Origin of the sequence: Streptomyces sp. NPDC001137 (assembly GCF_040298885.1) — a bacterium.
Taxonomy (GTDB): Bacteria; Actinomycetota; Actinomycetes; order Streptomycetales; family Streptomycetaceae; genus Streptomyces.
On the sequence record NZ_JBEPBA010000012.1, the window covers coordinates 118,137 to 133,375 of the forward strand.

General features: G+C 71.1%; 10 protein-coding genes. 5 read left to right on the top strand and 5 right to left on the bottom strand.

Annotated elements, in window-relative coordinates; translation table 11 throughout:
- The first annotated feature begins 17 nt into the window (after window positions 1-17).
- Together ABT254_RS24525 and fxsT are read left to right on the top strand one after the other, a co-directional pair.
- Window positions 18-938 (top strand): MoxR family ATPase, encoded by a 921-nt coding sequence (locus ABT254_RS24525; RefSeq protein WP_351473843.1) that lies wholly within the window; start codon window positions 18-20, stop codon window positions 936-938.
- 199 nt (window positions 939-1,137) lie between these two features.
- Window positions 1,138-4,986 (top strand): FxSxx-COOH system tetratricopeptide repeat protein, encoded by a 3,849-nt coding sequence (fxsT, locus tag ABT254_RS24530; protein ID WP_351473844.1) that lies wholly within the window; start codon window positions 1,138-1,140, stop codon window positions 4,984-4,986.
- A 91-nt stretch (window positions 4,987-5,077) separates the two neighbouring features.
- Here the strand turns inward: fxsT and ABT254_RS24535 are convergent, their stop codons facing one another.
- Both ABT254_RS24535 and ABT254_RS24540 read right to left on the bottom strand, forming a co-directional pair.
- Window positions 5,078-6,892 (bottom strand): HEXXH motif domain-containing protein, encoded by a 1,815-nt coding sequence (locus ABT254_RS24535; RefSeq protein WP_351473846.1) that lies wholly within the window; start codon window positions 6,890-6,892, stop codon window positions 5,078-5,080.
- Window positions 6,893-7,286: 394 nt separating this feature from the next.
- The gene (locus ABT254_RS24540; protein ID WP_351473849.1) at window positions 7,287-8,855 is read right to left on the bottom strand and encodes an MFS transporter; all 1,569 of its coding nucleotides are present in this window, start codon (window positions 8,853-8,855) and stop codon (window positions 7,287-7,289) included.
- 61 nt (window positions 8,856-8,916) lie between these two features.
- Here ABT254_RS24540 and ABT254_RS24545 point away from each other — a divergent pair, with 61 nt between their 5' ends.
- Complete coding sequence (locus ABT254_RS24545; protein ID WP_351473851.1) at window positions 8,917-9,882, top strand: helix-turn-helix transcriptional regulator; 966 nt, start codon at window positions 8,917-8,919, stop codon at window positions 9,880-9,882.
- A 515-nt stretch (window positions 9,883-10,397) separates the two neighbouring features.
- On the opposite strand, the gene ABT254_RS24550 is transcribed toward ABT254_RS24545, so the two are convergent.
- Window positions 10,398-11,396, bottom strand: coding sequence for a sigma-70 family RNA polymerase sigma factor (locus tag ABT254_RS24550; protein ID WP_351473853.1), 999 nt, complete (start codon window positions 11,394-11,396; stop codon window positions 10,398-10,400).
- A gap of 195 nt (window positions 11,397-11,591) precedes the next feature.
- On the opposite strand from ABT254_RS24550, the gene ABT254_RS24555 reads away from it, so the two are divergent.
- Complete coding sequence (locus tag ABT254_RS24555) at window positions 11,592-12,110, top strand: GNAT family N-acetyltransferase (protein ID WP_351473856.1); 519 nt, start codon at window positions 11,592-11,594, stop codon at window positions 12,108-12,110.
- 21 nt (window positions 12,111-12,131) lie between these two features.
- Here ABT254_RS24555 and ABT254_RS24560 read toward each other — a convergent pair whose 3' ends face one another.
- The gene (locus tag ABT254_RS24560) at window positions 12,132-12,923 is read right to left on the bottom strand and encodes a dioxygenase family protein (RefSeq protein WP_351473858.1); all 792 of its coding nucleotides are present in this window, start codon (window positions 12,921-12,923) and stop codon (window positions 12,132-12,134) included.
- A 97-nt stretch (window positions 12,924-13,020) separates the two neighbouring features.
- On the opposite strand from ABT254_RS24560, the gene ABT254_RS24565 reads away from it, so the two are divergent.
- Window positions 13,021-13,560, top strand: a complete 540-nt coding sequence (locus tag ABT254_RS24565; protein ID WP_351473860.1) for a MarR family winged helix-turn-helix transcriptional regulator — start codon at window positions 13,021-13,023, stop codon at window positions 13,558-13,560.
- Window positions 13,561-13,667: 107 nt separating this feature from the next.
- Here ABT254_RS24565 and ABT254_RS24570 read toward each other — a convergent pair whose 3' ends face one another.
- Window positions 13,668-15,209: an MFS transporter gene (locus tag ABT254_RS24570; RefSeq protein WP_351473863.1), complete on the bottom strand. Its 1,542-nt coding sequence runs from the start codon at window positions 15,207-15,209 to the stop codon at window positions 13,668-13,670.
- Window positions 15,210-15,239: the final 30 nt, after the last annotated feature.

Genomic DNA, 15,239 nt, shown 5'->3' on the forward strand with positions numbered 1-15,239 from the left:
CGGAGAGGACACCGCTGATGTCGCCGACCGCCGAGCCCTGGGGCGTCTACCGAGGAACCGGCCTGCCCGGCTCAGCGGCCGCCGGCCCCTGGCCGGAGCCGCCACCCTGGCGCCGGTACCCCACCGTCCCCTGTCTGCCCCCGCCCCCCGACGACCCGTACGCGTCGTCCGTGCTCGGCGAGGCGACGAAGCCGCTGCCGGCCGCCCCCGGCGAGGTCGAGCGGGTCAACGCGGCGCTGGCGCTGTGCCGTCCCCTGCTGGTGACCGGCGAGCCCGGCACCGGCAGGTCGGCGCTCGCGTACCGGATCAGCCGCGAGCTCGGCCTCGGCAGGGTGCTGCGCTGGCGCCTCACCAGCTTGTCCACCCTCCAGGAGGGCCTCTACGACGGGGCCGGCCGGCTCGGCCCGCTGGGCACCGCCTTCCTGCCGTACCGCAGACCGCGGGTCCTGCTCCTCGACCGGCTGGACCGGGCGGAGATCGCGCTGCCGGAGGACCTGTGCACGGTGCTGGAGGCGGGCGGCTTCACGGTGCCCGGGGCTCCCGCGCACGTGGCGACCGACGACGACGCGGAGGCCGCGGTGGCGCTGCGCGGCGGCGCCGTCCAGTGCCACGCCTTCCCCCTCGTGGTGATCACCACCGGCGGCGACCGCGACCTGTCGCCTGCGCTGGCCGAGCAGTGCGTGCCGTTGCCGCTGGCGCGGCCGGACCGGGCGGCGCTGGAGGCCATCGCGACGGCGCGCTTCCCGCAGGGCCTCGCGGAAGACGTCCTGACCGCGTTCCTGGACCGCGCCGAGGCGGCCCAGGGGTCGGTGGTGCGGCGGCTCCTCGATGCACTGCACCTGGCGGCCCAGGGCGCACTGACCTCCCTGGCCGAAGGGCGCAGCTGGCAGGAGGCACTGGACACGGTCTGGGCGTGGACGGAGGCGGAACAGCCGTGAGCAGCGCTCCGCTGGAGAGAGCGCGTTGTGCCGTCTGTCAACTGCGGCGCAGTCGTGGCTGGTCGCTCCCCCACTCTCGGCTTCGCTCGAGCGGGGGGACCCCCATCGCGGCGCAGCCGCAGATCGCTACAGCCCCGCGCCCCTTCGGGGCGCGACCTGCCGGCCCCACCCCCAGCACGGGAGCGGAGGCCGACACCCCATGACCCCGCCCCCCGCCTGGCCCCCACTGCCACCCGAGTTGCCCGAAGCACTACGCCGCACCGGCACCGCCCTACGGCGGCCCGCCGGGTACCCGGCGGGCACCCACTGGGACGTCGCCGTCGTCGCCGACTCCGGCCCCACCATGGGGATCTGGGAGCCGACGGTGCGGGCGTTCGCGCGCGAACTGCACCGCACCGGGTCCTTCGCAAGGATCACCGTGCACCGGCTGCCGTACGGGCGCGGAAGGGCCCCGGCGACCCTGCCGCGGCACGGTGCGGCGGGCAGGCTGACTCTGCTGCTCACCGACGGTGCCGGGCCGCACTGGCGTGACCACGGGGTGGAGCCCTTGCTGCGGCGCTGGGCGCAGGCCGGGCCGACCTGTCTGATCCATCTCCTGCCGCACCCGGTGTGGCCGGTGACGGGTCTGCGCGGCTGGCAGGTGCAGCTGCGCTCCCCCGCTCCGGGAGCGCCCAACAGCCGGTTGCGCCGGCGGGCCCGCGGGCTGGGCCCCGACCCGTACGACCTGCCGCCGGCGCCGGGGCGGCCGGACGTACCGGTCCCCGTCCTCGAGCTGTCCGCGCGCTGGCTGGACGCCTGGTCGAGCCTGCTGGGCGGGGCGCCCCCGCGCTGGCTGCCGCTCACCGTGACCTTCCCCCGCGCCCATGTGCCCGCCTCTCCCGGACCGGACCCGCTGCCGCAGGACGCCCCCGCGATGGTGGCCCGGCTGCGGTCGGCCGCGCCCCAGCAGGTGTTCACGCTGGCCACCATGCTCGCCGCGATCCCCCTCACCGACCCGCTGGTCCGGCAGGTCCAGGACACGCTGCTGCCGGGCAGCTCGCTCACGGACTTCGCGCTGCTGCTCGCCCAGGGGATCGTCCGCCCGGCCGACCGCGCGTTTCCCGCCTACGAGTTCGCGCCCGGCGTGCGCGAGGAGCTGCTGGCCGCCGGACGCCGTACCGACCTGGTCCGGGTTGTCGAACTGGTGGGGGATCGTCGGGGGCTCGGGGGGGAACACTTGTGGCGACTGCCCCGGCTGCTGCGCGGCGAGTCCGTGTCCCAAGTCCCTTCCGTGGACGCGGAGTCCGGTCCGTGGCTGCTGGCGGAAAGCGCCGTGCTCCACGCCCTGTCCGGGCCGTTCCTGAAACCGGCCGGAGAGGTGGACGAGGCGGTCGCGGACCTCCGTGAGGAGCCTGCGCACCGGCACTCGTCCCGCACCAGCACCACCGCACCGTTCACACTCAGCGACCCCGTCGCCCGCACCCCGGGCGACGCCGACCACCCGACGCATCAGGGGAACAGGAGGCCGGTGATGCCAGAGCAGGCCCCGGCGCACACGGCGGGTACCGAGCGCACCAGGAACACCCCGACGGTCTGGGGGAACATCCCGCCGCGCAACCCGAACTTCACCGGCCGCAAGGATCTCCTGGAGGCCCTCCACCAGCGGCTGTTGCAGGAGAAGACGACAGCCGTCCTGCCCCACGCCCTGCACGGCATGGGTGGCGTCGGCAAGAGCCTGCTGGCGGTGGAGTACCTGTATCGCCGGATGTCCGAGTACGACGTGGTGTGGTGGATCTCCGCCGAGCGCACCGCGCAGATCTCCCTGTCCCTGGTGGAGCTCGCCCCGCGCCTCGGCATCACCGCCGGCAGCGACGCCTCCTCGACGGTCGCGGCCGTCCTGGAGGCGCTGCGCATCGGACGGCCTTACGCCAACTGGCTGTTGGTGTTCGACAACGCCGAGAGCCCGGAGGCGGTACGGGCGTTCTTCCCGGCGGGCGGCCCCGGCAACATCCTCATTACTTCCCGCAACCCCCAATGGGCGTCCATCGCCCGCCCGTTGGAGGTCGACGTCTTCCTCCGCGAGGAGAGCAAGCAGCTGCTGCGGCTGCGCGGTCCTGAGATCAGCGACGAGGACGCCGATCGGCTGGCCCAGGCGCTGGGCGACCTGCCGCTGGCCATCGAGCAGGCGGCCGCCTGGCACGCGGAGACCGGCATGCTGGTCGACGAATACCTGCGCCTGCTCACCGAGAAACGCGTGGACCTGCTGCGCGGCACCGCACCGCTGGACAACCAGCACCCGGTCATCGCCGCCTGGAACATCTCCCTGGACCAGCTGGAGACCAAGAACCCGGCCGCCTACCAGCTCCTCCAGGTCTGCTCCTTCTACGCCCCCGAGCCCATCGCCCGCTCCCTCTTCGCCCGTATGCCGCGCGGCTCGATCGCCCCCGAACTGGACCTGGCGCTGGAGGACCCGATCCGCCTCGGTCAGGTCATCCGGGAGATCGGCCGCTACTCACTGGCCCGCTTCAACCACCGCAACAACTCCCTCCAGATGCACCGCCTGGTCCAGGCCGCCCTGCTGTACCGGATGACGGAGGAGGACCGGTCGACGATGCGGCGGGGAGCGCATCTGCTGCTGGCGGCGAGCGACCCCAACGACCCGGACAACGTGCTGCGCTGGGACCGGTACGGCGCGCTCTACCCGCATGTGCTGGTCTCCGAGGCAGCCCAGTCCGACGAGGGCTGGGTGCGCAACCTCGTCGTCAACGAGGTCATCTACCTGCTGCGGTTCGGCGACTACCAGCCCTGTCTGGAACTCGCCCGCACCGCGCACGAGACCTGGTCGGCAAAGCTCGGCCAGGACCACCCCCAGACCCTCCAGGTGGCCCGCTGGCTGGGCTTCCTGCTCTTCAGCCTGGGCCGCTACCGGGAGGCCGCCGAACTCAACTCGGCCACTCTGGAGGCCTACCGGCGCACCGTCGGCCCCGACGCCCAGGACACCGCCGACGCGCTGGGCAACGTCGCCATCGACCACCGGGTACGCGGCGCCTTCAGCGAGGCTCTCACCCTCTCGGAATCCGTCCACCAGCAGTACTTACGGCTGCTGGGCCCCGACGACCCCGAAACCCTGCGCGCCGCCCACAACCTCGGCGTCAGCCTCCGCCTCGTCGGCGACTTCGCCCGTGCCCGCGACCTCGACCAGCAGACCTGGAACGGCTACACCGAGATCTACGGCCAGGACCATGTGCTCTCGCTGCTCAGCTGGCTCGGTTTCATCCTCGACACCCGGGAACTGGGCGAGTACGCCGTCGCGCTGACGTACCACCGAGAGCTGGTCGACCGGTCCAACTCCCTGCTGGGCAGCACCAATCCCCTCAGTCTCTCCTGCTACCGGCACCTCGCGGTGGCCCTGCGCAAGGCGGGCGAGCACCGGGAGGCGATGGAGACCGCCGAGCAGGCCCGCACGGACCTCATCCACCGGTACGGCACCGACAACCCCGAATCCATGGCCGCCACCCTGGAGTTGTCGGTGCATCTGCGGCACAGCGGCGACCTTCCGGAAGCGCTGCGGCTGGGCACCGACATCTGCGAGCAGTACGAGAAGACGTACGGCAAACACCATCCGCACGCCCTGTCGGCGGCGCTGAACCTGGCGATCACCTACCGGCTGCTGGGCAACGCGGCGGCCTCCCAGTACATCAACTCACTGGTGCTGGAGGAGTTCACGGCGACCCTGGGCGAGATGCATCCGTCGACCCTGGTGTGCCGCACCAACCTCGCCAGCGACCACTACGCCCTGGGCGACCCGGCCACCGCCCACGAACTGGACACCGAGACCCTGCGCCGCTCCCGCGAGGTCTTCGACGACGATCACCCCTCCACCCTCGCCTGTGCCGCCAACCTCGCCATGGACCTGCGCGCCCTCGGCCACACCGAGGAGGCGGCCACGCTCCACACCGACACCCATGAACGTCTCAGCCGCAAGCTGGGCAGCAGCCACCCTGCGGTACGGCTGGCCGCCGACTGGGAACACCGGGCTGACTGTGACATCGACCCCATGCCGTTGTGACAGTGCTCATGGCCGTCGGTCGTCCGCTGCGCCATCGTGGCTCGTCGCGCCCACGCGGCGGTAGCCGCATGTTCAACACAGCCCCGCGCCCCTATCGGGGCGCCAGCCAATGTGCCAGCGCCACCGGGTCCGGCGGCTCAGGCAGCAATCGGCTTACGGCTACGGCCAGTTCGGGGCTGTTGGTCAGGGCGGCCCCGGCAGCCTCCTCGCCCGTCTCGGTGAGCGCCAGGCCCAGGCCTGCCCAGGCTGCGGGTCTGGCTCCGGGGAGCGCCAGTTCCTCGGCGTAGAGCTCGACCGCGGTCTTCGCGTCGCCCGCCACCAGGGCCAGGTCGGCCGCGGCGGCGCCGGGGACCTGGGCGGCGGGATCGTCGTCGGCGAGCAGTCGCGCGTACTCCGCGGGGTCGACGAGGCTGAGGCGGGACAGCAACGCCAGGGTGTCCAGCCGGCAGGCGCCGGGGTCCGTGTGCAGTTCGGGCTCCGGCGCCGGCCCCAGCGGGGTGCCCGTGACGTCGACGGGCTCCCGGTGGCCGTGCTGCCATGCCTGCGCCACCGCCTGCGCATAGGCCTTGGGTGTGTGCAGGTGGTGGGCGCGCCAGGTCGCGTGGTGGTGGGCGGACGCCAGCCGGGCGAGGTTGTGCTCGTGCTCGCCCACCGGCTCCGCGCGCCAGGGCTCGGTCTGTTCCGTGAGCGCCTCGCAGAGCCGGCGCCCGAGCGGGGTCAGCAGGGGGTGGTCCCGCAGGGTGGTGAGCACCTGGTCCAGGGCGTCCCGCAACAGCGCGAACTCGAAGCCCGCGAGCCCCTCCTCCCCGCGCGCACGCCAGTACCGCGCCACCCCCGAAAAGGCGTACGCCCCGTGCACCAGCCCGCCGAGCGGGCGCGGGTCGTCCCGCCAGGGTGCGTAGAACAGGTCGCCGCAGTCCTCGAAGAGCGGGGTGAGGAAGATGAGGCCGTTGAGCAGGGTGTGCCGGAACTCATGGATGAGGGCCACACCGAGCTGGGCCGGCAGCACCGCCGTGTCCTCGTCGGGTTCCGTCAGCAGGACGCAGCCGAAGGCGTCGCTGGACGAGGCCGTGCGCCCGCGCAGGCGTTCCCGGTGGGGCAGCGGGACGAGGGACAGCAGCCCGGCGGAGAGCGCGCGGGCGTCGGCCCGGTGGTCGGCCACGAGAAGGGGCCACATGGCGGAGATCCAGCGCTGCCAGTCGGCGAACTGCTCGGGTGTCAGCCGCCGGGAGGCGGCCAGTCCGGTCACCGCCGGGTACGGGCCGAGGTCGTCGATCGCGAGCGTGAGGGTGAGGTCTTCTGCCGTGGCGCGCAGCCGACGCAGGCCCTGCCAGCCGGGAGCGTCGCGTTCGGGATCCTCCGGCAGCATCACCGTCGTACCGTCGCCGACGATGCTCACCACGCCGTCCTGCGCCCGGACCTCGGCGGTCCCCCAGCGCTCGGAGGTGTCCAGGTGCGCACGCCCCAGGCACGGCAGGAAAACAGTTCCCTCCCGCACCGGGACCCGCATCCGGAAGGGGGTGCCCGCCATGATCGACACGGTGGTCGCGAACTGGGCGAGGAAACCCAGCTCCACCCAGAGCGGCATCTCCTCCGCGCTCTCGTCCGGCTCGGCCCGGGACAGCCGCCGGAACAGGGCGGCCGCCCACAGGCCGACCTGCGGATCGAGCAGTACCGCGCGAACGGCCTCGGGTGCCTGTTTATCCACGCTCTCCAGCAACCGCCACGCCTCCCCGACCCGGGCGGTCTCGGCCTCGGGGGTGCCGGCGCAGGAATCCAGAATCCCCCGCATGAGCAGCAGCCGACGGCTGTACTCCACGTCCAGGAGCACGGCGACCGCCGTGTCGTCCTCGGTGGTGGCCAGCAGGGACCGCAGGACGGACACGGAGAGCTGGTGATGGTGCATCAGCACGATTTCCTCGTTCCCGGCCGGGAGAGTGACGTGCCGTGAAATTTAACCGGTCCCGGGGACCGTCCGGCAACTAGCTGCCGCTGCTGCCACCGATGGTGGAAAGCGGTTGGTTGACGCAGCGCCTCAGATGCTTGACGGAGGATTCCAGAACCACGCTGTCCAGGCTGCTGAGCTCTCCGAGGGAAAGCCCCGAGAGGTCGGGAAGCCAGCTGGACATGGCCGTTTCCGACGCTGCCGCCTCGGATGGAGTGGCCTGATTCCTCGATGCCATGACGTCCCGCCGCTTGTCCGGATAAACACGTGTCGAGGACACCCTGCTACACGGCACCCTGCCCCCGCAAAACAACACCCTGCCCCCGCAAAGACTAGGGACAGGGTGCCAAGTGCGCTACCTGACCGAAGCCAGGTTCTCCTGGTGAGCGGGGGCGTCCTGAATACCCCCGGCGGGCAGGACGGCGGTCTCGCGCTCCTTCGCGGGCTCTTCCGCCTCCCCGGCCCGCTTCGGCAGGGCGAACATCAATACGAAGATGGCCCCCATCACCGCGGCGACCCACCCCAGCGCATGCTGGAAGGCGTTCACGAACGCCGGGCCCACCTCGGACCGCGTCAGCCGGTCGCCGATCTCCCCGAAGAACACCACCGAGACCAGCCCGAGCCCCAGCGCGTTCCCCATCTGCTGCACGGTGTTGATGAGCCCCGACGCCGAGCCGGCGTGCTCGCGCGGCACGTCCGAGAGCACCGCGTCCGTCAGCGGGGCGACGATCAGGCCCATGCCGACGCCCATCACGATCAGGGGCAGCGCCATCTGCCAGGAGGCGATGGCGAGGCCGTAGCGGCCGGACTCCCAGATGTAGAGCAGGACGCCCGCGGCCATGAGCAGCGCGCCCGTCTGGAGCACCTTGCGGCCGAAGCGCGGCACCAGCTTCTGCACGGACAGGCCGGCCGCGGTGGAGACGGAGATCGAGAACGGCACCCCGGTCAGCCCCGCCCGCAGCGGGCTCCAGCCCAGGCCGGTCTGCATGTACAGCGTCCACACGAGGAAGAACACCCCGAGCGCGAGCCCGAAGACGGTCTGCACGGCGATACCGGCAGCGAAGCTCTTCACCCGGAACAGCGACAGCTCCACCAGCGGAGACCCGTCCCGTACGGCCTTGCGCCTCTCGTACGCCACCAGCACCGCGAAGACGAGGAGCGCGCCGGCCATCGAGACGTGCCCCCACAGCGGCCAGCCCAGCTCACGGCCGCGGGTCAGCGGGTAGAGCAGCATCGTCAGACCGAGGGTGACGAGCGCTACTCCGACCAGGTCCAGCTTCAGCGCCCGCGGTGCCTTCGACTCGGTGATGAAGCGGCTGCCGAGGACCAGGCCCGCGATGCCGACCGGGAGGTTGATGAGGAAGATCGGCCGCCATTCCAGACCCCACAGGTTCCACTCCGTGAGCAGCGCGCCGAGCAGTGGGCCCGAGACGGCCCCGAGCCCCACGATCGCGCCGAACAGACCGAACACCTTGCCCCGCTCGTGCGCCGGGAAGGTGGCGTGCACGATCGACAGGACCTGCGGCACCATCATCGCCGCCATCCCGCCCTGCAGGATCCGGGAGGCGACCAGCATCTCCGGGTTCGCTGCGAAGCCGCACAGCGCGGAGGCGAGGGTGAACCCGCCGATGCCGACGAGGAACAGCCGCTTGCGGCCGTGGATGTCGCCGAGGCGTCCGCCGGTGATCAGCCCCGCGGCGAAGGCGAGCGCGTAGCCCGCGGTGATCCACTGGATCTGGCTGACGGAGGCGCCTGCGTCCCGCTGGATCGACGGGATGGCGATGTTGACGATCGTGACGTCGACGAGGTCCATGAAGGCCGCGGTCATCACGATGGCGAGGGCGAACCAGCGCCTGCGGTCGCCCGCGGCGGGCGGGGCACCCTGGGTGCCCATGGAAACGGAAGGGATCTCGGTGGAGGTCATACCCCGAAGCTAGACCCCCATTAGGTCAGATCGTGTCCTACTTCTGCGGCATGCTCTCACCATGACGACGGACACCCCGGCCCGACTCCTCCAACTCCTCTCGCTCCTCCAGACTCCCCGCGAATGGCCCGGCGGCGAGCTCGCCGAGCGGCTGGGCGTGTCGCGGCGCACGGTGCGGCGGGACATCGACCGGCTGCGCGAGCTCGGCTATCCGGTGCAGGCGACCCTGGGCGCCGAGGGCGGTTACCGCCTGGTCGCGGGCAAGGCGATGCCGCCGCTGGTGCTCGACGACGAGGAGGCCGTGGCGATCGCGGTCGGGCTGCGGGCGGGCGCCGGGCACGCCCTGGAGGGCGTGGACGAGGCCTCCGTACGGGCCCTCGCCAAGCTGGAACAGGTGCTGCCCTCCCGCCTGCGCCACCGCGTCTCCACGCTCCAGGCCGCGACCACGCCGCTGACCAGCGGGGACGGGGCGAGCATCGCGCCCGAGACTCTGACCGTCATGGCGTCCACGGTGGCCGGGCACGAGCGCCTGCGCTTCGCCTACCGCGCCGGCGACGGCACGGAGTCACGACGCCTGACGGAGCCGTACCGTCTCGTCTCGACCGGCCGCCGCTGGTACCTCGTCGCCTACGACCTCGACCGCGCCGACTGGCGCACGTTCCGCGTCGACCGCGTGAGCGACCCCTTCGCAACCGGCGCCCGGTTCGCCCCGCGGGAGCTGCCGACGGGAAGCGCGGCGGAGTACCTGCGCCGCTCGATGCAACGACACCAGGAGTCGTACGACTTCGAGGTCACCTTCGCGGCCCCCGCGGAAACCGTCGCGACCCGCATCCCGTCCTGGCTGGGCACGCCGGAACCGATCGACGACCACTCCTGCCGCCTACGGGCCCGGACCGGCGACGCGGCGGACTGGCTCGCGGTCCGACTGGCCCTGCTGGGCTACGAGTTCACGGTACGGGAACCGGCCGAACTGGTGGAGAGCGTAAGGGAGTTGGGCGGACGGCTGGTGCGGGCCGGGGGTGGGTGACGCAGCTCGACGGGGCGAGGAGGGACCGTCTCGCCTTCGGCACGTTAGCGAAACGTGACGATCATATGGCAGAGTGTCACGCGCAATCGGGTCGCACGGCCCGTTTGACCAGCGCCCGGAGGGCGTGTGGCACACGTGACGGCGGGCCACCCCAGTGTTCAGGTCTGGGGTGACCCGCCGTCATGTGTGTTCCTGCGAGATCCCGGACCGCCCGAAAGAGAGCCGGGCCCCGGCGCCCGGGGGGAGGGGCGCCGAAGCCCGGCTCAGGAAAGTCCCGCCGCCGGGGGGGATGTGCGTCGGGACGTGGTCCGGTGGTTGCAGTGGTCCGGTCGCTCAGGGGGTGGGATGATGCCGCCGAACTGCTGTGCCCTGAAGTCTTGTTCCCTGCTTCTGACGGTTGAAGCGGCGTTGTACCGCCATGTTTGCGCGGTCTTTCGCCACCCGGCGTGCGCGGCCGGCGGCGCGTACGCCACCCGGCGCTCACCGGGTGCCGTACGCGCCCCCGTGACCGAGCCTCAGGCCGCCGCCTCGAAGCCCGTGTCGCGTGCCAGCTTCTTCAGCTCCAGCAGGGCGTGCTTCTCGATCTGCCGGATCCGCTCGCGGGTCAGACCGTGCTCCTTGCCGACCTCCGTCAGGGTGCGCTCGCGGCCGTCCTCGATGCCGTAGCGCATCTTGATGATGGACGCCGTGCGTGGGTCGAGGCGGCCGATGAGGTGGTCGAGTTCCTCGCTGCGCAGCAGGGTGAGGACGGACTGCTCGGGGGAGACCGCCGAGGTGTCCTCGAGCAGGTCGCCGAACTGGGTGTCGCCGTCGTCGTCCACCGACATGTTCAGCGAGACCGGGTCGCGGGCCCAGTCCAGGACGTCGATCACACGGTCCGCGTTCGAGCCGAGCTCGGCGGCGATCTCCGCGGGCTCCGGGTCGCGGCCGTGCTCGCGGTTGAACTCCCGCTGCACACGGCGGATCCGGCCCAGCTCCTCCACCAGGTGGACGGGCAGGCGGATGGTGCGCGACTGGTCCGCTATCGAGCGGGTGATCGCCTGACGGATCCACCAGGTGGCGTACGTCGAGAACTTGAAGCCCTTGCGGTAGTCGAACTTCTCGACCGCGCGCACCAGGCCGGCGTTGCCCTCCTGGATCAGGTCGAGCAGGGGCAGACCGCTACGGGGGTAACGGCGCGCCACGGCCACGACCAGGCGGAGGTTGGAGCGGATGAAGATGTCCTTGGCGCGCTCGGCGTCGGCCACCAGGGCCTCGAGCTCCTCGCGCGTGGCGTCGGCCTTGGACTCCTCGTACCCGTCGAGAACCTGTCGCGCGAACACACCCGCCTCGATGATCTGGGACAGCTCGACCTCCTTGGCGGCGTCGAGCAGCGGTGTGCGCGCGATCTCGTCGAGGTACATGCCGACCAGGTCACGGTCGGCGATCTCGCCGGCGTGGGCGCGAACACTGCTTGCCGCGTCGGCCGTCTCGCCGGTGGCGGACTTACGACGGGCGACGGCACGGGTTGCCATGCGTGCTCCCTTGCGATGGTGGGCTGACGGGTGGTCTCTCAGACGCCGGGCACTCGCCTTCGAGTGCCGCTGAGCACTTTGGTCGGGTGCCCTGCATCCGATGGAAACAACGACTGGAATCCGGACAGAATTCCCAACCCGCCCCCCGATTTTTCTGATCATGCAGTACCCTGTCCGGCCACAGAGGGAGGCCTGATGGCGTCGGAGCGTACAGAGGTGCAGGTCAGGCCGGGAGTCGAGGAGGACCTCGACGCTCTCACCGACCTCTACAACCACTATGTACGTGAGACGCCCATCACATTCGATACCGCCGTCTTCACTCCGGAAGAGCGGCGTCCTTGGCTGCTCTCCCACCCTGTAGACGGGCCGCACCGGCTGATGGTTGCCACGGATGCGGACACACAGGAAATTCTGGGCTACGCCACATCCAGCCCTTACCGCATGAAACCGGCCTACGAGACGTCGGTCGAGGTCACGGTGTACGTGGCCCCGCACGCGGGCCGCCGCGGCATCGGCACGCTCCTGTACAAGGCGCTCTTCGAGGCCCTCGCGGACGAGGACCTGCACCGCGCCTACGCGGGCATCGCACAGCCCAACGAAGCGTCCACGCGGCTGCATGAACGCTTCGGGTTCCGGTACGTCGGCACCTATTGGGAGGTGGGCCGGAAGTTCGGCAGGTACTGGGACGTCGCCTGGTACGAGAAGGAGCTGTAGGCCCGCAGGGGCCTCGAGGTCTCAGCCGAACTGCACCGACCGCTTCGCCATCCCCATCCAGAAGCCGTCGATCACGGACTTCTGCGCGTCCAGCTCGCCGGTGACGTCCGCCGCGCCCATGGTCACGAACAGCGGGGCGAAGTGCTCGGTGCGCGGGTGGGCGTAGCGGCCGGCCGGGGCCTTGTGGAGGAAGTCCAGCAGGCCGTCCCAGTCCCGGGCCTCCAGTGCCTTGCGGCCCCAGTCGTCGAACTCCGAGGACCAGGTCGGCACTCCCCCGCCCGTGTGACGCAGCGCGGCCAGGTTGTGGGTGAAGAAGCCGGAGCCGACGATCAGCACGCCCTCGTCGCGCAGCGGTGCCAGCTTGCGGCCGATCTCCATCAGCTTCACCGGGTCGAGCGTGGGCATCGAGATCTGCAGGACCGGGATGTCGGCGGCCGGGAACATCTCGACGAGGGGGACATAGGCGCCGTGGTCGAGGCCGCGGTCCGGGATGTCCTGCACGGGTATGCCGGGGGCGCGCAGCAACTTCCGCACGGACTCGGCGAGTTCGGGTGCGCCCGGGGCCTCGTACGTCACCTGGTAGTAGTGCTCGGGGAAGCCCCAGAAGTCGTAGACGAGCGGGACCGTCCGCACCGCGCCCAGCGCGAGCGGGGCCTCCTCCCAGTGGGCGGAGACCATGAGGATCGCCTTGGGGCGCGGCAGGTCGGCGGACCAGGCGGCGAGTTCACCGGGCCAGATCGGGTCGTCCGCGAGCGGCGGCGCACCGTGACTGAGATAGAGGGCGGGCATGCGCTCCTGAGTGGCGGCGGACATGGCGGCGACTCCCAATGCTTGAACTCTCAAACTCCCTGTTCCAGAGCATACGCCGCGGTTGTTTAATTTTCAAGGAGAGCTCTCGTACGATGGATACATGAATACGGCACCCACATCCGCCGACGAAGCCTCCGCAGCGGCGAAACCCGCCGAGCAGACTCGCTGGCTCACCGCCGACGAGCAGCGCATCTGGCGCTCCTACCTGCATGCCACCATGCTTCTCGAGGATCACCTCGACCGCCAGCTGCAGCGGGACGCGGGCATGCCGCACATCTACTACGGGCTGCTGGTCGGCCTCGCCGAGGCCCCGCACCGGCGGCTGCGGATGACCGAACTGGCCATGAAGTCGAAGATCACCCGCTCCCGTCTCTCGCATGCGATCGCGCGGCTGGAGAAGAACGGCTGGGTGCGGCGCGAGGACTGCCCCTCCGACAAGCGCGGGCAGTTCGCGGTGCTGACGGACGCGGGCGCCGAGGTGCTGGAGCGGACCGCGCCGGGCCATGTGGCGGCTGTACGGCAGGCCGTGTTCGAGCGGCTCACCCCGCAGCAGCAGGAGGCCCTCGGCGAGATCATGGAGATCGTCGCCGAGGGCCTGCAGCCCAGCGATGCGGGCGCGGACCTGCCCTGGCTCCGCTGAGCCGCTCACTCAGCAAGCCAGGGCAGGTCCCGGGGTCGTACGCGGGAGGCGTCCCCTTCCTCTCGCGTACGGATGGTTCCGAAGGGGGTACCGCCGGACGGCCGCCGTCAGTGGGCGACCACCGGGACGGCCAGCTCGTCCTCGACGCCGTCCTCGGAGGACGACACCGTCGTCGAACCCGGGCGGCCGGCGTTCACCAAGGTCCCGACGATCGCGGCGGCGAGCACCAGCATGCCGACGGCGAACCAGATCGCGTTGGTGTAGCCGTGCACCGCACCCTGCATCTGGACCAGCTGCGCCTGCGACTTGGAGGTCGCACCCGCGATGTGGTCCTTGATGTACGAGGTCGTCGCGGAGGCGGCGATCGTGTTCAGCAGGGCCGTACCGATCGCGCCGCCCACTTGCTGCGAGGTGTTGACCATCGCGGAGGCGACACCGGCGTCACGGGGCTCGACGCCCAGGGTGGCCAGGGACATGGCGGGCATGAACGCGGTACCCATGCCGAGGCCGAGCAGCAGCATCGACGGCAGCACCACCGAGGCGTACGACGAGCCGATCTCCAGCTGGGTCAGGAAGAGCATGCCGCCCGCCGCGACCAGGAAGCCGGGGCCCATCAGCAGCCGGGCCGGGACCCGGGTCATCAGCCGGGTGCCGATCTGGGTCGAGCCGATCATCATGCCCGCGATCATCGGCAGGAAGGCGAAGCCCGTCTTGATGGGCGAGTAGCCCTTGATGACCTGCAGGTAGTAGGTCAGGAAGAGGAACGTGCCGAACATCGCGATGATGGCGATGCCGAGCGAGAGGTAGATGCCGCCGCGGTTGCGGTCGGTGACCACGCGCAGGGGCAGCAGCGGGGCCTTGACCTTGGCCTCGGTGACGACGAACGCGATCAGCAGGACGGCCGACGCCACGAACAGGGAGACGGTCGTGGTGTCGCCCCAGCCGTCGGACTCGGCGCGGGTGAAGCCGTAGACCAGCGAGACCAGGCCGGCGGTGGAGAGCAGCACGCCCGGGATGTCGAGCGGGTTGCGGTTGCGGCCGCCCTCCGGCTCACGGATGACGAAGTACGCGCCGAGCGCGGCCACGATGGCGAACGGGATGTTCACGAAGAACGTCCAGCGCCAGTCCATGTACTCGGTGAGCACGCCACCGAGGATGAAGCCGACGGCGCCACCGCCACCGGCGATCGCACCGTAGATGCCGAACGCCTTGGCGCGCTCCTTGGCGTCCGTGAACATCACGGCGAGCAGGGACAGCGCGGCGGGCGCGAGCATGGCGCCGAAGACGCCCTGGAGGGCGCGGGCGCCGAACATCATGGCGCCGGTGGTGGCCGCTCCGCCGAGGGCGGAGGCGGCGGCGAAGCCGGCCAGACCGATGACGAAGGCGCGCTTGCGGCCCCACAGGTCGGCGATCCGGCCGCCGAACAGGAGGAGACCGCCGAAGGCGAGGGCGTAGGCCGTGACGACCCACTGCCGGTTGCCGTCCGAGATGCCCAGGTCGGTCTGGGCGGACGGCAGGGCGATGTTCACGATGGTCGCGTCCAGCACGACCATCAGCTGGGCGAGCGCTATGAAGACGAGCGCTTTCCAGCGGTTGGCGTCGCCGGTGTTCTCGACGGCGCCTGGAGCCTTTGAGGCTGTTGCAGACATGGGGGTACCCACTTCGGGACTTCGTGACGG